The organism is Actinopolyspora alba (genome assembly GCF_900112765.1).
Taxonomy (GTDB): Bacteria; Actinomycetota; Actinomycetes; order Mycobacteriales; family Pseudonocardiaceae; genus Actinopolyspora; species Actinopolyspora alba.
The window spans coordinates 1-21,387 of the sequence record NZ_FOMZ01000005.1 but is presented as its reverse complement, the minus strand read 5'-3'; the positions used below and the strand labels follow the sequence as shown (position 1 = coordinate 21,387).

The 21,387-nt window shown below is 66.8% G+C and carries 24 protein-coding genes; 14 read left to right on the top strand and 10 right to left on the bottom strand.

Translation table 11 applies throughout. The annotated features are described in order from the left end of the window. Nucleotides 1-79: 79 nt before the first annotated feature. From BM150_RS08245 to BM150_RS08215, 7 genes are all read left to right on the top strand, one after another. Entirely contained in the window at nucleotides 80-1,618 is a 1,539-nt protein-coding gene (locus tag BM150_RS08245) for an NAD(P)H-hydrate dehydratase (protein ID WP_092926255.1), read from the top strand. 160 nt (nucleotides 1,619-1,778) lie between these two features. Continuing rightward, nucleotides 1,779-2,924 (top strand): alanine racemase, encoded by a 1,146-nt coding sequence (alr, locus tag BM150_RS08240; protein ID WP_092926253.1) that lies wholly within the window; start codon nucleotides 1,779-1,781, stop codon nucleotides 2,922-2,924. Further along, on the top strand, nucleotides 2,921-4,033 hold the full coding sequence (locus BM150_RS08235; RefSeq protein WP_092925787.1) for an alpha/beta fold hydrolase: 1,113 nt from the start codon (nucleotides 2,921-2,923) through the stop codon (nucleotides 4,031-4,033). Before alr ends, BM150_RS08235 begins: the two co-directional genes overlap by 4 nt. Beyond that, nucleotides 4,030-4,512 (top strand): tRNA (adenosine(37)-N6)-threonylcarbamoyltransferase complex ATPase subunit type 1 TsaE, encoded by a 483-nt coding sequence (gene tsaE, locus BM150_RS08230; RefSeq protein ID WP_092925785.1) that lies wholly within the window; start codon nucleotides 4,030-4,032, stop codon nucleotides 4,510-4,512. Before BM150_RS08235 ends, tsaE begins: the two co-directional genes overlap by 4 nt. Nucleotides 4,513-4,647: 135 nt before the next feature. Continuing rightward, entirely contained in the window at nucleotides 4,648-5,037 is a 390-nt protein-coding gene (locus BM150_RS08225; RefSeq protein WP_092925783.1) for a DUF5313 family protein, read from the top strand. Between the two features lie 178 nt (nucleotides 5,038-5,215). Further along, on the top strand, nucleotides 5,216-5,521 hold the full coding sequence (locus tag BM150_RS08220) for a type II toxin-antitoxin system Phd/YefM family antitoxin (RefSeq protein WP_092925781.1): 306 nt from the start codon (nucleotides 5,216-5,218) through the stop codon (nucleotides 5,519-5,521). Beyond that, the gene (locus BM150_RS08215; protein ID WP_092925779.1) at nucleotides 5,518-5,775 is read left to right on the top strand and encodes a type II toxin-antitoxin system RelE family toxin; all 258 of its coding nucleotides are present in this window, start codon (nucleotides 5,518-5,520) and stop codon (nucleotides 5,773-5,775) included. The genes BM150_RS08220 and BM150_RS08215 overlap by 4 nt, the downstream gene beginning before the upstream one ends. Before the next feature lie 632 nt (nucleotides 5,776-6,407). On the opposite strand, the gene BM150_RS08210 is transcribed toward BM150_RS08215, so the two are convergent. Both BM150_RS08210 and BM150_RS08205 read right to left on the bottom strand, forming a co-directional pair. After that, nucleotides 6,408-6,617 (bottom strand): DUF397 domain-containing protein, encoded by a 210-nt coding sequence (locus tag BM150_RS08210; protein ID WP_092925777.1) that lies wholly within the window; start codon nucleotides 6,615-6,617, stop codon nucleotides 6,408-6,410. Between the two features lie 20 nt (nucleotides 6,618-6,637). Then, nucleotides 6,638-7,546, bottom strand: a complete 909-nt coding sequence (locus BM150_RS08205; protein WP_281243670.1) for a helix-turn-helix domain-containing protein — start codon at nucleotides 7,544-7,546, stop codon at nucleotides 6,638-6,640. 563 nt (nucleotides 7,547-8,109) lie between these two features. Here BM150_RS08205 and BM150_RS08200 point away from each other — a divergent pair. The 4 genes from BM150_RS08200 (at nucleotide 8,110) to BM150_RS08190 (ending at nucleotide 10,083) form a co-directional block, all read left to right on the top strand. Further along, a complete protein-coding gene (locus tag BM150_RS08200) occupies nucleotides 8,110-8,391 on the top strand; it encodes a hypothetical protein (protein ID WP_245755365.1) in 282 nt (93 codons plus the stop codon). Further along, a complete protein-coding gene (locus BM150_RS24070; RefSeq protein WP_175496738.1) occupies nucleotides 8,375-8,896 on the top strand; it encodes a hypothetical protein in 522 nt (173 codons plus the stop codon). The genes BM150_RS08200 and BM150_RS24070 overlap by 17 nt, the downstream gene beginning before the upstream one ends. Beyond that, a complete protein-coding gene (locus tag BM150_RS23665) occupies nucleotides 8,893-9,396 on the top strand; it encodes a hypothetical protein (RefSeq protein WP_139219480.1) in 504 nt (167 codons plus the stop codon). The genes BM150_RS24070 and BM150_RS23665 overlap by 4 nt, the downstream gene beginning before the upstream one ends. 363 nt (nucleotides 9,397-9,759) lie before the next feature. Beyond that, nucleotides 9,760-10,083, top strand: coding sequence for a hypothetical protein (locus tag BM150_RS08190; RefSeq protein ID WP_092925771.1), 324 nt, complete (start codon nucleotides 9,760-9,762; stop codon nucleotides 10,081-10,083). Between the two features lie 145 nt (nucleotides 10,084-10,228). On the opposite strand, the gene BM150_RS08185 is transcribed toward BM150_RS08190, so the two are convergent. The 5 genes from BM150_RS08185 to BM150_RS08175 form a co-directional block, all read right to left on the bottom strand. After that, a complete protein-coding gene (locus tag BM150_RS08185) occupies nucleotides 10,229-10,972 on the bottom strand; it encodes a hypothetical protein (protein WP_139219479.1) in 744 nt (247 codons plus the stop codon). 62 nt (nucleotides 10,973-11,034) lie between these two features. Further along, the gene (locus BM150_RS08180) at nucleotides 11,035-11,961 is read right to left on the bottom strand and encodes an ABC transporter ATP-binding protein (RefSeq protein WP_175496737.1); all 927 of its coding nucleotides are present in this window, start codon (nucleotides 11,959-11,961) and stop codon (nucleotides 11,035-11,037) included. Further along, nucleotides 11,958-12,776 carry a hypothetical protein gene (locus BM150_RS24065; protein WP_175496736.1) on the bottom strand — a complete coding sequence of 273 codons (819 nt, stop codon included), beginning with the start codon at nucleotides 12,774-12,776 and terminating at the stop codon, nucleotides 11,958-11,960. Before BM150_RS24065 ends, BM150_RS08180 begins: the two co-directional genes overlap by 4 nt. A gap of 171 nt (nucleotides 12,777-12,947) precedes the next feature. Further along, nucleotides 12,948-13,370: a hypothetical protein gene (locus BM150_RS23660; RefSeq protein ID WP_139219478.1), complete on the bottom strand. Its 423-nt coding sequence runs from the start codon at nucleotides 13,368-13,370 to the stop codon at nucleotides 12,948-12,950. A 386-nt stretch (nucleotides 13,371-13,756) separates the two neighbouring features. Further along, nucleotides 13,757-15,151, bottom strand: a complete 1,395-nt coding sequence (locus tag BM150_RS08175) for an FAD-binding oxidoreductase (RefSeq protein WP_092925765.1) — start codon at nucleotides 15,149-15,151, stop codon at nucleotides 13,757-13,759. Between the two features lie 77 nt (nucleotides 15,152-15,228). Here BM150_RS08175 and BM150_RS08170 point away from each other — a divergent pair, with 77 nt between their 5' ends. The 3 genes from BM150_RS08170 to BM150_RS08155 all read left to right on the top strand — a co-directional run bounded on the left by BM150_RS08170 (nucleotide 15,229) and on the right by BM150_RS08155 (nucleotide 17,596). Beyond that, complete coding sequence (locus BM150_RS08170; protein ID WP_092926251.1) at nucleotides 15,229-16,191, top strand: WYL domain-containing protein; 963 nt, start codon at nucleotides 15,229-15,231, stop codon at nucleotides 16,189-16,191. A gap of 669 nt (nucleotides 16,192-16,860) precedes the next feature. Next, nucleotides 16,861-17,175, top strand: a complete 315-nt coding sequence (locus tag BM150_RS08160; RefSeq protein WP_245755364.1) for a MerR family transcriptional regulator — start codon at nucleotides 16,861-16,863, stop codon at nucleotides 17,173-17,175. Between the two features lie 217 nt (nucleotides 17,176-17,392). Beyond that, the gene (locus tag BM150_RS08155; RefSeq protein ID WP_092925761.1) at nucleotides 17,393-17,596 is read left to right on the top strand and encodes a cold-shock protein; all 204 of its coding nucleotides are present in this window, start codon (nucleotides 17,393-17,395) and stop codon (nucleotides 17,594-17,596) included. Between the two features lie 263 nt (nucleotides 17,597-17,859). Here BM150_RS08155 and BM150_RS08150 read toward each other — a convergent pair whose 3' ends face one another. From BM150_RS08150 to ispG, 3 genes are all read right to left on the bottom strand, one after another. Next, nucleotides 17,860-18,687 carry an SAM-dependent methyltransferase gene (locus BM150_RS08150; RefSeq protein WP_092925759.1) on the bottom strand — a complete coding sequence of 276 codons (828 nt, stop codon included), beginning with the start codon at nucleotides 18,685-18,687 and terminating at the stop codon, nucleotides 17,860-17,862. Between the two features lie 34 nt (nucleotides 18,688-18,721). Then, on the bottom strand, nucleotides 18,722-19,960 hold the full coding sequence (locus BM150_RS08145; RefSeq protein WP_245755363.1) for a DUF418 domain-containing protein: 1,239 nt from the start codon (nucleotides 19,958-19,960) through the stop codon (nucleotides 18,722-18,724). 342 nt (nucleotides 19,961-20,302) lie between these two features. Next, nucleotides 20,303-21,387: flavodoxin-dependent (E)-4-hydroxy-3-methylbut-2-enyl-diphosphate synthase (ispG, locus tag BM150_RS08140; RefSeq protein ID WP_092925757.1), on the bottom strand; the 1,085-nt coding region annotated here is incomplete at its 5' end.

Sequence of the window (21,387 nt, the reverse complement as noted above, 5' to 3'; positions counted from 1 at the left end):
CGAGTCGGCGACCCGCCGAGTCGGCAACCGGCGGGGAGGAACGGAAACGTCGACAGTGGAACCGCCAGGAGGCTCCGACTTGCACGGTGTGTGGACCCCCGACCAGGTGCGCGCGGCGGAACAGCGGTTGTTCCGAACGGTGGCGGAACCCGTGGTCATGCGGCGCGCGGCCAACGGGTTGGCGCTGTGGGTGCGCCGGTTGCTCGCCGAACGTCTCGGCCGCGTCGCGGGCCGACGCGTCGCACTGCTCGTCGGGGCGGGCAACAACGGCGGTGACGCGCTCTGGGCGGGTGCCCTGCTGCGCGACCGGGGCGTGGGGGTCACGGCGGTACTGCTCTCCCCCGAGAAGACCCACCCCGAGGGGCTGCGTGCGCTGCGTGCCGCAGGAGGCCGCGTCGTGGCGGCGGCGGATGCCGCCGACGATCCCGGGCTGGCCGATGTCGCCGCCGAGGCGCTGCGACGCGCCGATGTGGTGGTCGACGGGATAGTCGGCCTCGCCGCGCACGGCCCGTTGCGTCCGCTCGCCGCTGCCGCCGTGAACCGGGTGAATGCCCCGGTGGTCGCGGTCGACCTGCCCAGCGGAGTGGATCCGGTGACCGGTGCCGTGGACGGCCCCGCCGTCTCGGCGACCCTGACCGTCACGTTCGGTGGACGCAAACCGTGCCACGTGCTCGGTGCGGGGCTGGTGCGCTCCGGTGAGGTGGTGGTGGTCGACATCGGGCTCGACCCGCACCTGGAGGAACCGGACTGCTCGGTTCCGGAAGCGGGCGAGGTGGGACGGTCCTGGCCGGTTCCCCGTCCGGCGGACGACAAGTACAGCCAGGGGGTGCTCGGGGTCGCCGCGGGGTCGGCGAACTTCCCGGGCGCCGCGATGCTCGCGGCGGGCGGAGCGGTGCACACCGCCTCGGGGATGGTGCGTTACGCGGGACCCGCCGCCGATGCGGTGCGGCAGCGTTGGCCCGAGGTGGTCGCGGTCGGTTCGGTCGGCGACGCGGGCCGGGTGCAGGCGTGGTCGGTGGGGCCGGGGATCGGCACCGGGGCGGCCGGTCGTGAGGTGCTCGCGGCGGTGCTCGACGACGCCAAGCCGGTGGTGGCCGACGCGGACGCGATCACGCTGTTCGCCGGTGACGAGACGTTGTGGGACGTGCGGGACCCGGACGTTCCGCTGGTGCTCACCCCGCACGAGGGCGAGTTCGCCCGGTTGGCCGGGCAGCGTCCGGCGGATCGAGTGGCGGCGGTGCGCGAGGTGGCTCGGCGCTGTTCGGCCGTGGTGCTGTTGAAGGGCAACACCACCGTGATCGCCGACCCGGACGGGCGTGTCCTGGTGCACCCCTGCGAACAAGCCTGGCCCGCCACGGCCGGCTCCGGCGACGTGCTCACCGGCATGATCGGAAAGCTGCTCGCGGCCGGGACGGATCCGCTGTGGGCCTGCGGCAGCGCCGCGCACGTGCACGCGCGGGCCGCCGAGATCGCCGCCGCCGGTGGCCGCGCCCCGACCGCTTCCGCCGAGCCCTGCGACGCCGATCCGGTGGGGGCACCGATCGGCGCCTCCGCCCTGCTGGACGCGGTCCCCGACGCCGTCCGCGAGGTCCGTGCCGTGGCCGCGACGACTCCCTGAACCCAACCCGGTAGCGAGTGTTTTCCAGGGAGGTCGCTGGTGCCGCGGCATGTCCTGTTCCGCTGACGCATCGCGGTGCCCTTCGGTGCGCGAGGTTCCGCGAAGCGAGTAGTGCCGCAGCCGAGCGGGGACGCTCATGGATTGTGCGATTATGAGCAGGATGAACGAACGTCCCGCGCGCCGTGCCGATCTGCGCATCGATCTCGCGGCCATCCGGCACAACGTGGCCGTGCTCTCCGGACACGCGAGCGAGTCCGGCGCGCGGACCATGGTCGTGGTCAAGTCCGACGGCTACGGCCACGGTGCTTCGACCGTTGCCGAGGCAGCACTGCGTTCCGGGGCCGATTGGCTGGGCGTCGCCTCGATCCCGGAAGCGCTCGAACTGCGGGAGCGTGGGATCTCCGCCCCGCTGCTGTGCTGGCTGTACCAGCACGGTGACGACGTCGCGGGCGCGGTGCGCGCCGGGGTGGACCTGTCGGTGTCCTCCGAGACGCAGCTGCTGGATGTCGTGGCAGCCGCCGAATCCACCGGGCACACCGCCCGGATCCACCTCAAGATCGACACCGGGCTGCACCGCAACGGCGCGCCCGCCGAGTCGTGGGAACGGCTGGTGGCGCTGGCCGCCAAGGCCGAGGCCGACGGCGCGGTGGAGGTGTTCGCCGTGTGGTCGCACCTGGCCTGCGCCGACGAACCGGGCCATCCCTCGATCGAGACGCAGGCCGAGCGGTTCCGGCACGCCCACGAGCGAGCCCTGGCGGCCGGGCTGCGCCCGCTGCGCCACCTGGCGAACTCCGCCGCGTTGCTGACCCGACCCGACCTGCGCTTCGACATGGTTCGCCCCGGCATCGCGGTCTACGGGCTCGACCCGGTCCCGCAGGAGGGCGACCACGGGCTGCGCCCCGCCATGACCTTCCGCTCCTCGGTGGCGCTGACCAAACGGATCGCGGCTGGTGAGAGCGTCTCCTACGGTCACAGCTGGACGGCCCCCACCGACACCAACCTGGCGCTGGTTCCGGTCGGCTACGCCGACGGGGTGCCGCGTTCGCTGTCCGACCGGTTCTCGGTGCTGCTCGGCGGCGAGCGCCGTCCCGTGGTGGGCCGGGTGTGCATGGACCAGATCGTGGTCCGCTGCGACGACGATCGGGTCGCCGAGGGGGACGAGGTGGTGCTGTTCGGGCCGGGCGATCGCGGTGAGCCCACGGCCGCGGAGTGGGCCGACGAACTCGGCACCATCCACTACGAGATCGTGACCGGTATGTATCGTCCGCGCGTGACCCGAACCGTGGTGGCGGAGGACACGCTATGAAGCCGTGGCACGCGCTCGCCTGGTCCGCCGGGATGGTGGGTGCCGTGGTGACCGGTACCGCCGTGAGCCTCGCCTCGTACAGCTCGCGGATCGCCGTGCAGCGCAGGAACGGCGCCGAGGACGACCCCTACCAGGGCGAGGCGCTGGGCAGGCTCGAACCCGACCGCGGGTCCACCGTCGCCGCCGACGACGGGGTGCCGCTGGCGGTGCAGGAGGTAGGTCCCGCCGACGGCGGGGAGGCCGAGCTGACCGTGGTGCTCGTGCACGGCTACTCGTTGGACTCGCGGTGCTGGCACTTCCAGCGCAGGGATCTGCCGCGGCTGTCCGACCCCAACGTGCGGTTGGTGCTCTACGACCAGCGCAGCCACGGGCGCTCCGGCCACTCCAGGCGGGCCAACTGCACCATCGAGCAGTTGGGCAGGGATCTGGACGCGGTGCTGCGGGCGACCGCGCGGCGCGGGCCGGTGGTGCTGGCCGGGCACTCCATGGGTGGTATGGCCATCATGGCGCTGGCCGAGCAGCGGCCCGAACTCTTCCGAGACCGGATCGCCGGGGTGGCGCTGCTGTCCACCTCGGCCGGGCAGGTGGGCGCGCGGGGGCTGCCGAAGCCGTGGTTGTCGAAGAACAACCCGCTGACCAGGACTATGGGAGTGCTGGCCCAGTGGCAGCCCAACCTGGTGGAAAGCGCCCGCCGGAGCGGTTCGCACGTGGCCTGGAACGCGGTCCGCAGGCTGGCCTTCGGCGATCGTGACGTCGACACCGCGCTGGTCGACCTCACCGACGACATGATCGCCTCCACCACGGTGGAGACCGTGACCGACTTCCTGGACACCCTCGGTTCGCACGACCGCACGGCGGCGCTGGCGGGACTGCGGCACTCCGAGGTGCTGGTCATGGGCGGTGATGCCGACCGGCTCATCCCGTTCTCGCACTCGGAGACGATCGCGGCGCGACTGCCCGACGCCGAGCTCGTGCGGCTGGAGGGGGCCGGTCACATGGCGATTCTGGAACGGGCCGAACCGGTGACGGAGGGGTTGAGCGAGCTGGTTCGGCGAGTGGCACGGAACGAGCGGACCGAGGGGACCGCGGAGAAGGTGAGCGGCAGTTGAGTTCCGATGTGGTGAGCTGGACCTACGAGCTGGCGACCGTGGACGACACGTACCGGTTCGGCGCCGCGCTCGGTGCCGTGCTCGGCGCCGGGGACCTGGTGCTGTTGGACGGTCCGCTCGGGGCGGGCAAGACCGCGCTCACGCGCGGCATCGCCCAGGGGATGGGGGTGAGTGGCCGGGTCACCTCGCCCACCTTCGTGCTGGCGCGGGAGCACTACGCCTCGGACTGGCGTCGTCCGGCGCTGGTGCACGTGGACGCCTACCGGCTCACCTCGCTGGCCGCGCTCGACGATCTGGACCTGGACACCGAGCTGACCGAGGCCGCCGTGGTGGTCGAGTGGGGTGGCGGTTTCGCCGAGCGGCTGGCCGAGGACAACCTGCTGGTGCGCATCGAGCGCCGCGCCGACGAGACCCGCGAGATCACGCTGTACCCGCAGGGGAGGCGCTGGGAGGAACGCCTGCCGCCCGACTTCGAGTGAGAGTCCTGCCGGGGGCGAGGCCGCGTGCCGCCGTCGGTTCCTCGGTTGATTCGAGGGTGGTCGCGGTGAGTCGGGATCATGTCGGTGTGGGCGGTGCTCTGTGAGGACCGCGGGCCGAAGGAGTGAGGAGTCACGATGAGCAGCAGCGGAAACCGTCCGAACCCGGTGCTGTGGCTCTGGTACGTCTACGGTGGACGCCTGCCCGAGCGCTACCGGGAGTGGGTGCTGCACGACGTCACCTGCCGCACCTGGGCGCTGCGGCACATCGCCCGGGTGTTCGTGCAGGTCTCGCCCGGACTGCTCGTGCTGCTGCTGCCCGGGCCGCTCTGGATCACCGCGATGTGCGTCGTCGGCGGGCTGCTGATGTCGCTGCTCTACTCCACGTCGTCCATGGTGGAGAGCTGCGAGACCCGGCTCGTCAAGCACGGCTACCCGCTCGGGACCGGACGGGAGAAGCGCGCCGAGCGTCAGGCCGAGAACGATGCCGAGGCGTGGCAGCGCTACGTCGAGCGGTACCGCTCCTGAGCGCGTCGGGCGGAGATCCGGCAAGCAGTGTGGCGACAACGGTCACGGCTCACATGCCGCTGTACAGGTCGGTATGACTACTTCGCACGGAGTGGCGTCGTGACGTGATGACGCCGCTGTACAGAAGATCGACAAGACCGGAAATGTACATTCTTGTACTTCGTTGTACGCTCATGCTATGAGCGACAGCATTTTAATCAACGAGGATGGAGTCGCCGAGGTCAGCGTGTCCGACGCTCGGAAACATCTCCCCGCGATCCTGGATGCCGTCGAGGAACACGACGCGTTCGTGTATCTCACCCGTTCCGGACGCCGCGTCGCGGCGGTCATGCCGCCGGACATCGCCGACAACTATGAGGCGATCGAAGACGCGTACTGGTCACAACGCGCTGAACAAGCCCACGCCGAGGTGCGTTCCAACACCGACACCACCATGTCGTGGGAACAGGCACTGGTGGATCTGGAGGGCAAAGCGGAGGCGTGAGCTACAACATCGACATCACGCGCAACGCGCAGAAAACTCTGGCGAACCTGGATCGCCAAACGCGCCGTCGAATCGAATTCGCCATCGACAACCTTGCGAACGAGCCCCGCCCCGATGGTTGCCGCAAGCTCTCCGGGGTGAGCGATACGTGGCGGATCCGAGTCGGCCAATATCGGGTGCTTTACACGATCAAAGACCATCACTTGTTGGTGACCGTGATCGAACTAGGCCATCGCCGAGAGGTGTATCGGTGACCACTCCGTCGCGAAAAGACCGTCAGCCGTAGCGGGCGAGCTTCCTGCACGCTCGTTGTCAGGGCCGGTTCGCGATCTGCTGGACGGCAGCTACCCCGTCCTGCGTTTGCCGGCCAATCCGCTGCATCTGCCGCCATCCCGTCCACGCGTTGGTTGAGACCCTGCGCGACGCTGTCGAGGCGCCGGTGGACGTTCCGAACGGTCCACCTCCACGCCCGTGGAGAGCACGTCACCCAACTGCGCAACGGGTTCGCCGCGCACGGTCCACCTCCACGCCCGTGGAGAGCACAGGGACACGATCCGCGGTGTTTCGGCAGTGAGCGGTCCACCTCCACGCCCGTGGAGAGCACGTGGGGTGTAGGAGTGTCGGTCATGCGTGCTCCGGTCCACCTCCACGCCCGTGGAGAGCACCCTCTGCGACCTGCGATGTTATGACCGCCGTTGCACGTTTTCGTGCCACCGCGACATCGCACCTCGGATGTGGTCTGAGTACTTCTCGATCGGTTTCGATCGGGAGTCATCGTAGCGTCGGCAGCCGAAAGTCTCGATCCCGGCACACCACGACCAGCCCTCGTGGCCGGAGACGCGTGAAGTCCCGCCCGGTACGCCGAGCGGGACTTCACGAAACAGGGTCAGCCGTCGAGGCGGTCGCTTTTGATCGCGTCGAGGAACGAGGTCCACGCGGTGCTGCTGAACGGCAGGACGGGACTGTTTTCGCCGAGTTTGCTGTCGGCGACACCGGTGGCGGTGGGCACGTGCGCCACCATGACGCACGCTCCACCGCCGCCGTTGCTGCGACTGGACTTGTACCAGCGCGCCTGACTGAAGTCAGCGGTGGTCATGACATGCTCCCTTGCCGTGCTCATCCTTCCTCGACAAGCGTACGGATAAGCTCGATGGACGCCCTCGGTGCCAGTGCCTGATCTGCTATGGCGGTGAAGTTCAGGCTGTACGATTCGACTTCCTTCGGGGTCTCCACGTAGACGCAGCCTGTGAGGTACTCGGCGAAGCCGACGTCAGTGAACTCGGGGTCGGGGAACGAGAGAATGATGAACGGTGAATCCATCGCCGGGTGAGCCCCTGCCGTGAAGGGCAAGACCTGGATGGTCACGTGTGACAGTTCGGACATGGACAGCAGGTGTTGGAGCTGGGGCCGCATCACCTCGGGGCCGCCTACCTGCTGGCGTAGAGCGCACTCGTGTACGACCGCGTGCAGAGCGAGGGGTTGTTCACCGTAGAGGTTGGCTTGATGTTGGGCACGTAGCGCTGCTCGTTCCTCTGCCACCGATGGCTCCACACCTGGCAGCCATGCCCGCATGAGTTCGGTGGCGTAGGACTCGGTCTGGAGCAGACCGGGGATCAGCTCGAAGCAGTACTCCTTGAGCAAGGATGCTTCCGATTCCAGTCCTACGTACTCGTCGAAGTCCTGTTTCAGTGCTTCCGTACCATAGCTTTGCCACCAGCCTCGTTGGCGTGCTTGGACGGCAAGAGCCATGTACTGATCTCGCTCCTGTTCGGATATGCCGTAGATGGTCGCCAGAGCGATGATCTCGGCTGTTCCGGGAATCTGTTCGGCGTTCTCGTACCTGCTGACCTTGGCCTTCGACCATCCGAGCACATCGGCCACGTCTTCTTGCCGCATCCGCGCGTGTTCTCGCCAGCTACGCAGGCGTCGAACGAGCTTGCGAAGTCGGACTGTTGGGCTGATGCGTTCGTTCACCGCTACCTCCTGCGCATGGTCCGAGTAGAGGTTATCTGCCGATGTGCTCATCCTGTTACTCCAATCAGGTGTATTAGCGAGACTTCCTGTTGATCAGGGTTGCACAAGTGAGAGTTTCATTCCAGTATGGATACACCTTGGGAGGTTGATTCGATGACCTTACGGAGAAACTTGGTGGCCTCGCAGGAAAGAACCTTCACTGGGGCTGTCCGCCTGGCTCGGAAGCACGGCATGACACGTACGGCGTGCCGGATCAGTCCGGTTTCTGCAGGCGAGGCAGGTTTTCGGAGGCTGCCAGGGTGCCCTTTGTTCCGACGCCGAATGACTGGACTGCCGTTGGTTAGAGGCGTTCACTCGTGCCGTGCTGACTGCGTTAGTGCGATCCCGTACAGCGCACCCGGCGCGTTGTCCGACTTTTGACCACTCGTCCGGTGGTGGGTGCCACCGGACGAGTGGGTTCCGTGTCCGAAGCCGCCAAGCACAGGGACACGGGGGAACTCCATCAGCGTGTGATTACTGAAGTGGAGCGTTGTTGATGCTATCGCCTGGTATGAGGCGCGTCGCTACGTGTCTCGGTTCGCCGCACCATGGCCTCTTGGTGGGGGTGGTGTGAGGTGGGGGTGTTGTTTCCGCGTGGCCTGGTGTGTGTGGTGTTGGCGGCGACGGAGGCCGATCACCGGTACAGCCAGACACCACGGTTGCACGCGATTGAGCGTCATCCGGGTGAGTACACGGCCTCGTGGGTACTGTCGCTGTGTCACGTTTACCTGGGGTTGGGCGAGATGGCCGCGATCACTGCCCCGGAGGCCGATCCGGAGCTGTGTTCGCAGTGTTGTTCCATGATCGCGTGGTCGGGTCTGCGGGGGCGGGTGGTGCGCCATGCCGTCGCTCGGTGAGCTGTCCGTGCCGCCGCCCCGGTTCGTCACCGGCACCGATTCCGGGGCGATTCATGCCACCGCGTTCTACAAACGCACCGAGTCCGCCCGGGCGGGCCAAGGGCTCGTGGCGTGTTTCTGCGGCCAGGCGATCGAACTCGCCCCGCACCCGCCGGAACGCATCTTGGGCGGGTGGCATCACTACTGCCGGGTGTGTTTGCAGTATGTGATCGGCGGTGGTGAGGCCCACCCGCCGAGCCCGGTCCATTCCTACGAGCCCTGGCTTCGTGACCTGGCCCAGCTCGACGTTTCGGCCACTGTGGACGGTGTGTCGGAGTGGTCAGTCGTCCCGTGTCGGCAGCAGCGCCACGGCCGAACGGTGCTGCGGCTCAAACCCACAGCTCAAGGCGTGGCCCTGTTGGCGCCCGCGCGGGGCGCGGTCTCGCTGTTCACGCTCGCCGAGGCGCGGCAGCTGCGGGACGCGTTGGAGGAGGCCATCGGTGCCAGAGCGGGGTGGTCCTGGTGACGCTGACCCTGCTGCTACTCGCGCTGCGCCACCTGGTCAGGAGGGGACGTGTCCGAGTTCGAGATCGCGGTGCTGCTGCTGGCGCTGCTGACCCTGGTGTTGGCGCGGCTGGCCTGGGGATCGAACCACTGAACACCAGTAGTGGGCACGCCTGGTTCTCCAGCGTGTTCGAGTCCCGCTGGCACGCCTGCCCCGCCAACACACCAGCGGGAAACCACGGGCTGCGGGCGTTGTGCGGGCACCTGTCCCGACGCGGTCCCTACCGCGCTCGGGCCAGCAGCAGCCCGCCCGTCGAGGACGACCGGTCGGTCTGCGACGCCTGCCTGCACAGCATCGGGTATCTGCCGCCGCGTGTACCACGACTGCGTCCAGTGCGCCTCGGGGACGAACAACCGGATCCGGGCTGGCCCACCACCGACTCTGACGAGCCCAGCGGCACTACCCCCGCACCCTCTCGACCGCCGAACAGCAGGCACCGGCATACACCGCTGGCGGCCTGACTGCTCTGTCCAAGCCCGGGCGCGTGTCGTGAAACCCCCGACACCTCCGGCATGCGCCCGCCCGGCCCGCACACCGCCGTGCGGGGCCACCCACACCGTCAATTTCGCGAGAAATCACCGCAGCGGCGCCGTCAATTTCTCGCGAAATCGCGGCGGCGGCACCGCCAATTTCTCGAGAAATCGCCGCGAGGGAAGCGATGCCCACCCCAGACCGGTGCCGCGCCGGAGTTCTCTCCCCCGCGGGACAACACAGTCCCGTCCGGCGCGGCACCACCCCGGCCGGGAACGGGGCCGCTCCCACCCCACCCCGGCCGGGGATCTCGCACCACACCCAATCCGTCGAACCGAAGCGGACCCATCGCCATGTCCCGACTCTCCCCGGTCACCACGATCCTGCTGCGCGAATGCGCCGGAACCGGGCTGGCCGTAGCGGCTTTCGCCTACAGCGGCTGGATCACCGTCGTCCTGAGCCTGTCCCTCGTCTCGACGATCACCCACCCCGGCGGTCCGGGCGTCGAACTCCACGCTTTCTTCGGCGCACTGGCCTGCCTGCTGTGGTGGACAGGCGTGGGCGGACTACGCCTCGCCGGATGGCGACCCAACTGGCCCACCCGCATTGGCCTCGCACTCATCGCCGTCCACACGATCGAAGTAAGCACAGTGTGGGCGATGGTTCGCTACGACTGAAACGCGAAAACGAAAGGTCAAGGCGAGATGGGGAAGGCGTAGCAGAGGTCGGCCTCGTCATGTTCCTCATCCTCGCTGCCGCCCTTGTTCGCCATAAGAAACCCCCCCCGTGAAACACGTTCTAACACGGGAGCATTTCAGAGGATCACAGTTCGGCGTACCGTAACCGCCAAGATCCTAGTACTGCTGTTGCCAGCAGGGTCGTCAGAATTACCATGAAAGAAGTCGTCCATCCCAATGTGAAGTGGTCCGGACCGAAATGGATATTGTAGAACATTTGATAGAGGGGATCCAGGCGTGTCCAGCCGGTGCGGCTAGCCAGGGGAGCGAGTACCCCTCCCAGTAGCACCCAGAGGAGGCCGGCTACTGCAGGCGTCAGAGGATGGGGCATCAAGGTCGAGATCAGCATCACCACGGCACCGACGGCCCAGAGCGCCAGCGCGGCGTAGAGCATGACTACCAGGACGAACACCGGCATCGGTAGCTCGGTCCAGCGGGGGTAGAGCTCGCTTCGGAGGGCTGTTGGGCTAGCTGTGGCGCTCCATCCCAGTTGAAGCCCGCCGAGCAGCAGCATCGCTACGAACACCAGAGTGCTGTAGACGACGGAGAGCACGCCGAGCGCGCAGAGTTTGGCGCTCCACCAGTGACCGCGAGAGGGAGCTCGCAGCACGGTCATGGAGGCGACCCCGAGGGTGCGGTCCCGCACGTACAAATCGCCGGTGAGGAACACGAACCCCAGCACGAACACGAACAGCACAAGGATCGTGTTGGTAAACAACCCCGGCACGGCGTCCCAAACATTGACGGGACGTAGTCCGCCGCCATCGTAGTCGTAGCGCACGTACCCCAGGGACAGGTACACGGCGGCGAACCAGGCCGGAATCGCCACGAGCCAGCGGTAGGTGCCCAGAGCCCGGGACAAGTCGGCACGTGCCAGCCGTAGCGTGGCCCTCACGAGACGCCCTCGCTTTCGGAGCCGGTCAGTTCCAGGAAGCGCTGTTCCAGTGAACGCTGAGTACGGTTGACGGCCTCGATACGCACTCCGGCACGGATCAGGTGCGCAAGCGTCTCGGGCACGTCCGAGGTTGCCAGCTCCACAGTGGGCCAGCGAGTGTCATCCTGGTCGGTCAGGGCGATACCGGCGTGGGCAGCCCACTCGCGCAACGCCGCCACATCGTCGGGGCCGGTGACGCTAACTCGTACCGTTTCTTCCTGGAAGCAGTGCAAATCAAGTTCTTCCAGCACTCGCCCGCGGCGCACGAACAACACCCGGTCGCAGACCTGCTCGAGTTCGGTCAGCAAGTGGCTGGCCACGAACACTGCCACGCCCGCCGCGGCCAGCTGCCGGATGAGCTCGCGGAACTCGACGATGCCGCGTGGGTCGAGCCCATTGGTCGGCTCGTCCAGGAACAGCAGCCGCGGACGCTCCATCAACGCTTGGGCCACCCCCAACCGCTGCCGCATACCCAAAGAGTAGCCGCGCACAGCCCGTCGATCCTGCGGATCCAAACCAACTCTGCGTAGAGTTTCGGCGATATCCTCGTCGCTGGCCACATTGCGGATACGCGCCAGTAGCCGCAAATTCTTCCGTGCCGAAAGGTACGGCACGAACCGCGGATGTTCGGCTACCATGCCGATGCCGTCGGGACTGCGTGTTTGCCTCGTCAAATCGGTATCGAGTACCTCGATCTTGCCGGTGGAAGCCGTCGACAGACCGGTCATCATCCGAATGAGGGTGGTCTTACCCGCCCCGTTCGGGCCAATAAACCCCACGACCTGCCCGAAATTAAGATCGAGATCGAGATCCTGCACCGCCCAGCGCGAGCCGTACCGCTTTCCCACTCCGCGCAGTTGAGCGGCCTTCGCCGGATCACTCACTGAGCCTCCCTTCGCACGAACAATCCTGTCGCTACCGCTACGGTCAGCACCGCCAAAACACCCCAGTACAGCAGCACCGCACCCGTTGAACCGGGTCCCGGACTCGTGTCCAGCTCCAGATAGGTGTATGGGCTCAATCGTCTCGCCGGCCCTTCCAATACGAGTGCGCTGCCCACGACCAGCAGGAAGGGAACGGCTGCAGCCAGGTACTCATTGGCAATCAGAGCGCCCACTACCAAACCGGTCAGCGACAAAACACCGGCGGCCACACTCAACATCGCCACCAGCATCAGGTCGTGCATGGCAGGCGCTGCTACGAAGAGCTCCGGAGCCAGGTGATTCCCCAGCAGGTGCTCCGCTCCAACCGGAGGTGCCGTGGTTCCCCACGGAAACACCACGGTGGCCGTGCAGAACACGATCAGCTGGGACATGAGAAATGCAGTGACAGTAGTCAGGAACATAGCCACGGCCTTGACACCCAGGAAACGTCCCGCTCCGACACCACGGATAAGAATCCACTGCGGATAGTCGCGGGCTCGATCCTCGGCCAATGATCCCGCTGCGGCCACGCCCGCCATGAGTGGAACCAGGAAGGCGTAGACACCCAAAAAGGACTCACTTAACGCGCCGAACACGTGAATCTCATACAGTGAGCCTCTGCTGCCGGCTACGGGATTCATCCCCACCATTACCACGGCCCCTACCACCCCGGCGAGCAGCACCGCCACGGCGAAGCGGTACCGCAGCAGCAGTCGCCACAGCTCACACCACAACAACCGCATCATCATCACCAACACAGCATGCATTTCGAACACGTAGCGATCAAATCGTCGGTGTACTCGGAGTGGCAATAGTGAACCATGACAGAAACGGTACCGTATTGATCACTCGTAGAGCACGCTCGGTCACTGTAGCCCGGCGGGCTACAGTGACCGAATATCATGCAGCACGTTAGACGAACGAGCTTTTCAGGATTTACAGCGCCATCAGTAGATGTTCACGTTGCCGAGAGCCTGAATAGTGACAATCGCAGGTGAAGCGATTGCCATGCGAACCTTTCTTGAATTGGGAAACCCGTTTTTCCAGGCGATGCGAGTATATCCTTCCTGGAGGTTGAGTGTTTGATTATTGTACTGTTGGCCTGTTCCGATGTCGTTCAAGTTGACATCGACACGTTTTCCTCCCGATTCGTTCAGGGTCACCTCTACGGTTTCGCCGGGTTCGACCCAGAAAGTCAGACATTGGTCTGCCCAGCCGAACTCGGGGATGATGCAATTAAAGGAAATGTTTTGCTGAGCAGTGCGAAGCGTGGATGCTTCCTGTTTGGGAGTTTCCGCTGCGGCAGGAGTAGCTCCGAAAGGCAACATGACAAGAAGGCCGCTTGCCATGGCAACGCTCAGACGTCTCACTAACATGAGCATAGGTGCTCCTTGCGGGGTCAACAACCGCACGCGTACACAAAACGAATACAGGGATTGGGTATCCAATTTCAGCAATCATCCCAGTGTTGCGCGTCGAAGTTGTGCAGTTTTATTCAGCCTTGGTGATCTTGCCCGAATGCTCTCCATTGGTCCAATCAGCCAAATGGGGGTAATTCACACCACTCGTCTTCGTCTCGTGGTTGTTTTTCATCGAGAGCAAGCGGGTATTGGTCTCTCCGTGGAACGGTGGTCTGTGCTTGAGCACGTGGAGACGGTCGAAGTGTGGATATGCCATCAAGGGTCATAAAATGTGAATAATGGCAATGAGAATCGTAGGAGCGCAATAGGAGTGTTGAGCCGTTACGACACTGCTTTCAGCGGACATTCCCCAGCGGCGGTATCGGGCGGTTGGTGTGCAGCAGAGCGTCCGGGTCGTAGCGAGCCTTCAGCTCCGCGAGTCGCCGGTAAGTGGCCGGGTCGAAGGCGGTGCGTACCCGTTCCGGTTCGAGGGAGCCGTAGCTGAAGTTGAGCGAGTGCCCGAGCGCCCGTTCCTCGAAAGGGGTCAGGATCTCGTCGTGCGAGTTCCGGACCTCTTCCTCGCCCGAGCCGGGTTCGAGCGGCGACAGCACCCCCAGCGAGAACCCGGCCGTACGGTGTCCGACCGAGTCGGGAACCTCCGGCTTTCGGGCCAGCGCGCCGCCGAGATGCCGGATGCCGGTCACGCACATCACCGGTGCCGACGGTCCGGTGCGTTCGACCAGATCGGACAGTTCCCGGTCGCCGAGCTCGTCGAGGAGCAGGTTCCTGCCCCGGTAGCCGTGCGGTTGGTCGGGCTCGTCGAACACCGCACCGGACTCGGAGTACGGCAGTTCGCGCAACGTGTCACCCAGCGGTTCCCCGAGACCGCGCAACGGCTCGACCAGTCGTTCGCCTTCCTCGGCGGCCCCGAGGTAGCTGAACTGCAACTGCGCCACGTGCCGCCCGCGCAGCGACTCCGGAACTCCAGGAACGTCCGGGTAGGGCAGCATCGTCACCGCCGAGGTCATCTCCTCCGGGACGGTGCCGGTCCAGTCCCGCCAGGCGCGCGGCACCTCGGGCACCCGCGCGAGGTCGAAGAACAGCCCACCGCCGTAGATCCGTTCCACCGGCAGCAGCCTGATCTCCACACCGGTGACCACTCCGAAGTCGCCACCGCCGCCACGGAGCGCCCGGAACAGCTCCGGCTCCGCTTCCGCCGTCACCCGGCGGTACGTCCCGTCCGGGGTGACCACGTCGAGACGGTGCACGTGGTCCGAGGCGAAGCCGTGGCGGCGGGCGAGCAGCCCCACCCCGCCACCGAGGGTGTAGGAGATCGCGCCCACCCCGGGAAAACTGCCCGAGAGCGGCGCCAAGCCGTGCGGCGCCGCCGCCTCGATCACTCCTCGCCAGTCGGCGCCCGCCTCGATCCACGCCGTGCGTGCCCGCGGATCCACTCGGGCCCCCGACATCCGGTGCGTGTCGAGCAGCACCCCACCGCGCAGCGCGGTGCCGCGCCCGTGGCCGGTGGCCTGCACCGCCAATCGCTTACCGGAGTGGGCGGCGAACTCGACAGCGGTACGAACATCGCGCTCATCCACTGCCTCGAGGACCACCTCGGGGCGGTGCGGATCGAGTAGTTGGAAGCCGGTCGTGGAACGGTCGTATCCGCTGCCTTCCGGTGTGATCACCCGCCCTCGGACGTGGCGGCGCAGTGCGGCAACGGTCGGTTTCGGGTTCGTCGTGTCGGTCATGTCGGCACGCTACGAACCGTTGCGGACAACCGGTGTCCGCGAGCGACGGCAGACTGGAAGACGTGGAACCGGAACAGGTGCGCGCTGACCCACTGACACGCGTGCTGCGATTGCTCACGCTGCTGCAGCGCAGGCGGGAGTGGTCCGGTGCCGAGCTCGCCGAGCGGCTCGGAGTCACCGGCCGGACCGTGCGCCGTGACATCGACCGGCTGCGCGCCCTCGACTACCCGGTGGTCGGCACGACCGGCACCGCCGGTGGTTACCGGCTAGCCTCCGGTGAGCGGCTGCCACCGCTGGTGCTGACCGACGACGAGGCCGTCGCCGTCGCGGTGGGACTCGTGCGGGCGAGTGGCAGCGCCGTCACGGGTATCTCGGAGAGCTCGATGCGTGCGCTGGCCAAACTCGAACGGATGCTGCCCGCCCGGTTGCGTTCCCGGCTGACTGCGCTGGCCGAAACGAGCACCGCGGTCGAACGCGGCGAGCGGTCTCCGGTGGATGTGAGCGTGATGGCGGTGTTGGCCGGTTGCGCTCGGGACCGGGAGATCGTTTCCTTCGACTACCGGGACCGCCACGATACGCCGAGCGGTCGACGCGTCGAACCGCACAGCCTGGTCACCGTGCATGAGCTCTGGTACCTGCTCGCCTACGACCCCGATCGCGCCGACTGGCGCACCTTCCGGGTGGATCGCATCGAGCGACCCACCCGCACGCATCGGTCCTGTCCCTCGCGTCGGTTGCCCGCACCGGACGCGGCGAGCTACCTGAAGAGCTCGTTCGCGACCGCCTCCTACCGCTACACCGCGCGGATGGACGTGCGGCTCCCCGCCGAGACCGTGCGCGCCGGGGTGTTCGGGCCGATCCCCGGCGAGATCCGGGAGGACGGCGCGGAGCGGTGCGTGGTGCGGCTCAGCGCCGAGTCGCCGGAGCTGGTCACGCAGTACGTCGCGGTGGTCGCCGGGCTGGACGGCGAGTTCACACTGGACACCTGCGAGGAGATCGCGAGTCGGCTGCGCAGGCTGGGGAACCGGTTCGCGGCGTAGCCATGCTGCTCCACTCGGAGGTTCCAATCCGGCACGAGATGTCGCCGGGATCCGATCTAGTTCGGGCTGCCGTCAGCACCCCTTCCGCGTCGTACCCGCCGGAACAATTCGACGATCATTGCCGCGACGACCCCTGTTCCCACGATGGCCGCCCCCATCGCACGAACCCCGGCGACAAGGAGTCTCGCTCCGAAGTGGCGGTCAGCAGCAGCGAGAGAACCGCGAGCGAGCCCGATACCGAACAGAGCGCGAGGATCTTCGTCTGAGTTCCTCCCCACCCGCCCATGACTGCCCCGAGTTTTCGGAGATGGGCCCGGGGGAAATTTCTCTGATCGCCGCTGTAGACATGGTGGCTTGGTGCTGTTATGGTTTCTACCAGCAGACGGAGAGCACTGAAGCGCCATCACCGACGAATCGGCGCCGTGAGTGATGAGAAGGCAGTTGCAGGCCCCCGGGTGGTTCCGTTGGTCCTCACCCGGGTTGTGAAGGTAAGTCCGTGATCTGCACGCGTGTGAGAAGGGGGTAGTCGAGTCAGTTGTTTTCCGGCCGCCCCCATTTTCCCGTGTTGGTGGGTGGAGGCACGGCCTGAGCAGTGAGTAAGTATCCCTCCGCGGCCCCCGGCACACTCGTGGTGTGCCGGGGGCCTTGTCGAGGGAACGGGGAGCGGTAGTGGATCAAAATCGGCCTGGAGCCGAGGAGAAGTTAGACGACGAGGACTATCCCGCCTACACCATGGGGCGGGCCGCGGAGATGTTGGAGGTTACCCAGCCGTTCCTGCGGTCCTTGGAGGAGGCGGGGTTGATCGCCCCGCAGCGCTCCGGCGGGGGACATCGCCGCTACTCCCGCCGCCAGCTGCGGCGGGCCACCCGCGCCCGCGAGCTCGTCGACCAGGGCACACCGGTGACGGCGGCTTGTCGGATCATCAGCCTCGAGGACCAGCTCGCCGAGTACACCGATCGGCAGGAGCCGGGCGCGCAGGGTTAGATCGCCCCCGTCGGCGCGGGTCGTGGGTGGGGTGTGTAGGGTCTCTTGTGGTCGTTGAGTTTCTGGGTTCGTGTTGTGTGCATGCTCGCAGGATGTTGATGCGGGCGAGCTTCTTTCTTTGGTTGTAGCTGGAGCGAGTCGCCGTCTGAGATCCCCGGCCCGGGCTTCCGCACGGTGTGGTGGCTCGTAATAACCCCAGCTCCCGAAGGAGACTGACATGACTAACGGAACCGTGAAGTGGTTCAACTCGGAAAAGGGCTTCGGCTTCATCGCACCTGACGAGGGTGGCCCGGACGTGTTCGTGCACTACTCGGCCATCGATGCCTCCGGCTTCCGTACTCTCGATGAGAACCAGCAGGTGGCCTACGACGTCAGCCAGGGCCCCAAGGGGCTGCAGGCCGACCTCGTGCGGGCGGTCTGAGTACCGCTTCTCTTCTTTCCAGTAGCTCCCCACCCCCCGGGTGGGGAGCTACTGGCGTTTCCGGCCCGGACGGGCGGACACATCAAGTCTGTCCGGTCACATCCTCGCGGAGCGCCCGCGTCGAGCGCCCCCACCTCTTCTCACGCGCCGGAGTAACTCGACGAGCCCGATGCCGAACTGGGCACGAGAATTCCGGAAGGTGCACGGGACATGCCGGTTCCTCCTGTGCCGCGTTGTCGATCATTCGAGCTCGGTTCCGGTTCTCACCGCAGTATGCCGACCCCGGCGTAGGCGTTGCTGCGTGCGGCGTACTCCTCGGACACCGGCTCGTCCGGGCGCCACCGCGCGCTGGGGACCACACCGGGGTCGAGCAGTTCGTAGCCCGCGAACATCTCCAGGACCTCCCCGTGGTCCCGGGTCCGCAGCGTGGGTGTGGTGGTGGTCTCGAAGACCTCCTGCGCCCCGTCGACCTCCTCCTCCGAGATGTCCAGCATCGCGGAGTTCGAGATCGCGAGCGCGCTGCCCGGCACGCAGGCATCCCGGTACCGCGCCATCAGCGCCGCCGGGTTCTCGACGTCGAGGATGTCCAGGATCGCCACGGCGAGTACCGCGATCGGCCGGTCGAAGTCCAGCAGTTCGGCCACTCCGGGAGCGTTCAGCACGGCCTGCGGGTCGGTGATGTCGGCCTGCGTCATGGTGGAGAGCGGATCGTCGGCCAGCAGCTGCCGGGCGTGGGTGGCCGCGATGGTCTCGATGTCGACGTAGGCCACCCGAGCGGCCGGGTTCACCTGCTGGGCGATCTCGTGCACGTTCCCCTTGGTGGGAATGCCGGAGCCCAGATCGAGGAACTGGTCGATCCCAGCCTCGGCGCAGACGCGGACGGCGCGGCCCAGGAAGGCCCGGTTGATGTGGGTCCACTCCACGTTGCCCGGAAACGCCCGCAGCAGTTGTTCGGCCGCCTCGCGATCGGCGACGAAGTTCGCCGAGCCGCCCAGGAAGTAGTCGTACATGCGGGCGATGTTCGGGGTGTGCGCGTCGAGCCCACCCGCTTCCGAGTCCGCATCCGTACCAGTCTCGTCGTGTTCGCGCATCGGAAACAGCCTGCCACGCCGCGAAGCGGTTCGGCTATTCGGATGTGGAGTTTTCCGCACTTGTCGGGTTTCCCCGCACGATCACCCTCCCGGTGAGGGCGGAGAGGCGGTGCAGCGCCCACTCCAGCGGCCCGCGTCCCAGGAACCGGCGCCAGAGCGCGGCGCACAGCAGCGCCCCCACGGCCAGCACCAGCCACAACCCGTAGGAGTGTCCGCCTATGAGACGTGCGAGTCCTCCCGGCCCGAACGCCCGCAGCACGAGCAGGTGCCCCACGTAGCAGGTCAGTGCCAGCGCGCCGACCGCGGCGAGCGGGAAGAGTGTGGTGCGCGACCGCTCGGCGAACAGGCACAGCCCGATCACGGTCAGGGCGACACCGGTGGCGCCGATGATCTCGAAGGGAGTTCCGCTGTGCGCCCCGGCGGTGAGCAGATAGACCGGATCCTCCGTGGGAACCGTTCCGAGGTTCGAGGCCAGCAGCTCCTCGACCACTCGCGGCGGGAACTTCCCCCGGTAAAGCCCTACGATCCGCTCTAACCCGCCGAAGACGTACAGGGCCAGCCACGAGACACCGTAGCCGAGCAGGGCCAGCCCGATTCCGAGCGCCACCAGCGGTTCCTTGCGCCCGAGCGGCCCGAGACGGCCCAGCGCCATACCCGCCAGCAGGAACGGAATCCAGGTCAACACGGGATAAGCGCCGGTGAGCACGATGGCCCGGAAGGCTTCCGCCACCCCTTCGATCGAGGTGAAGTCGGCGAGGTCGGGCGTGTAGCCGAGCCGGTTCGGGATGGGGATGTCGCTCCGGATCAGAAACGACACCAGCGGAGTCACCACGGCGAGGACCGCTGCCAGCACCGCCAGCCAGGTGGCCCGCAGCGGTAACAGCGGGATCGCGAGCACGAACAGCACACCGTAGAAGGTCAGAATGACCATGGCGGGCACCTGCATGCTGGTCAACACCAGGCCGAGCACGAACAGCACCACGGCACGCACCGCGATCCGCACGGCCGAGAGGGTTCGCCGTCTCCCGGTGTGCGGTTCGGTGCCGCCGCTGAGCAGCGCGATCGACACACCCGCCAGCACGGCGAACAGCGCCGAGGAGCGTCCGGACACCAGCGTGTACAGCCAGCCGGGTGGGACGGTGTGCGCGGCGAACATCCCCAGCACGGCCAGTCCGCGAGCCATGTCGATGCCCACCAGGCGCCCGGTTCGCGCGGCGGGGGAGTGAACTGTGGGCAGTGGCCCTGTTCCGGGGGAGGCGGTCGGTTCGGTCACTTCTCGATGATGACGGCTCGCCCGTCACCGCCGGATCGGCCGAACGATCATGTCCGTCCACCACTTTCCGCCGAGACACGCCGACCTCGAACCCCGAGGGGAAGAACCGGCGGCGTGCGTGGGCTCCCGGGTGTGGTGGTTCCCCGTCGCGGCGCCGTCGATTTCCCACGAAATCGCCGGGCTGGTGGGGTGGTGCGGCCCCGCCCACCGTCGATTTCTCGCGAAATTGACGTCCCGCTGGGGCGGTGCTGGGGCGGTGTGGCCCCGTGTGCGTCGATTTCTCGCGAAATCGCCGGGACTTCGCTGCGGGAGCATCCCGCCGCCCCGAGCGGAACACTTCGATCAGGAGACGCTGACGACCGGTTCGCCCGACTCCTCGCTGCCCTCCGAGAGCCGCATGGCCTCCTCGATGAGGGTTTCCACGATCTGGTTCTCCGGCACGGTCTTGATGACCTCGCCCTTGACGAAGATCTGTCCCTTGCCGTTGCCCGAGGCCACCCCGAGGTCGGCCTCGCGGGCCTCGCCGGGGCCGTTGACCACGCAGCCCATCACCGCCACCCGCAGCGGAACCTCCATGCCCTCCAGACCGGCGGTGACCTCGTCGGCGAGCTTGTAGACGTCGACCTGCGCCCGCCCGCAGGACGGGCAGGACACGATCTCCAACTTGCGCGGCCGCAGATTCAACGACTGCAGGATCTGGGTGCCGACCTTGATCTCCTCCACCGGCGGGGCGGACAACGACACACGGATCGTGTCCCCGATCCCCTGCCGCAGCAGCGATCCGAAGGCCACGGCCGACTTGATCGTGCCCTGAAAAGCCGGACCCGCCTCGGTCACCCCCAGATGCAACGGGTAGTCACACCGCTCGGCGAGGATCTCATAAGCCCGCACCATCACCACGGGATCGTTGTGCTTGACCGAGATCTTGACGTCGTGGAAGTCGTGCTCGGCGAACAGGCCGGCTTCCCACAACGCCGACTCGGCGAGCGCCTCGGGCACGGCCTTGCCGTACTTCTCCATCATGCGCGGGTCGAGCGAGCCCGCGTTGACGCCGATGCGGATCGGGGTGCCGGTGTCCTTGGCCGCCCGGGAGATCTCCTTGACCTGATCGTCGAACTTGCGGATGTTGCCCGGATTGACCCGGACCCCCGCGCAGCCCGCCTCGATCGCCGCGAAGACGTACTTCGGCTGGAAGTGGATGTCGGCGATCACCGGTATCTGGGACTTCCGCGCGATGATCGGCAACGCCTCGGCGTCGTCGGAGGTCGGGCACGCCACGCGCACGATGTCACAGCCCGACGCGGTGAGCTCGGCGATCTGCTGCAGCGTTCCGTTGATGTCGGTGGTGTTCGTCGTCGTCATCGTCTGCACCGAAACCGGGTGATCACTGCCGACACCGACCGGCCCGACCTGTAACTGGCGGGTTT

Coding starts and splice junctions, on each gene's coding strand:
- BM150_RS24070 (WP_175496738.1), top strand. CDS start 8,375: ATGCCGTCGCTCGGTGAGCTGTCCGTGCCGCCGCCCCGGTTCGTCACC.
- BM150_RS08220 (WP_092925781.1), top strand. CDS start 5,216: ATGAGCGACAGCATTTTAATCAACGAGGATGGAGTCGCCGAGGTCAGC.
- BM150_RS08225 (WP_092925783.1), top strand. CDS start 4,648: ATGAGCAGCAGCGGAAACCGTCCGAACCCGGTGCTGTGGCTCTGGTAC.
- BM150_RS08235 (WP_092925787.1), top strand. CDS start 2,921: ATGAAGCCGTGGCACGCGCTCGCCTGGTCCGCCGGGATGGTGGGTGCC.
- BM150_RS08190 (WP_092925771.1), top strand. CDS start 9,760: ATGTCCCGACTCTCCCCGGTCACCACGATCCTGCTGCGCGAATGCGCC.
- BM150_RS08155 (WP_092925761.1), top strand. CDS start 17,393: ATGACTAACGGAACCGTGAAGTGGTTCAACTCGGAAAAGGGCTTCGGC.
- BM150_RS08175 (WP_092925765.1), bottom strand. CDS start 15,151: ATGACCGACACGACGAACCCGAAACCGACCGTTGCCGCACTGCGCCGC.
- BM150_RS08205 (WP_281243670.1), bottom strand. CDS start 7,546: ATGAGCACATCGGCAGATAACCTCTACTCGGACCATGCGCAGGAGGTA.
- BM150_RS08150 (WP_092925759.1), bottom strand. CDS start 18,687: ATGCGCGAACACGACGAGACTGGTACGGATGCGGACTCGGAAGCGGGT.
- BM150_RS08210 (WP_092925777.1), bottom strand. CDS start 6,617: ATGACCACCGCTGACTTCAGTCAGGCGCGCTGGTACAAGTCCAGTCGC.
- alr (WP_092926253.1), top strand. CDS start 1,779: ATGAACGAACGTCCCGCGCGCCGTGCCGATCTGCGCATCGATCTCGCG.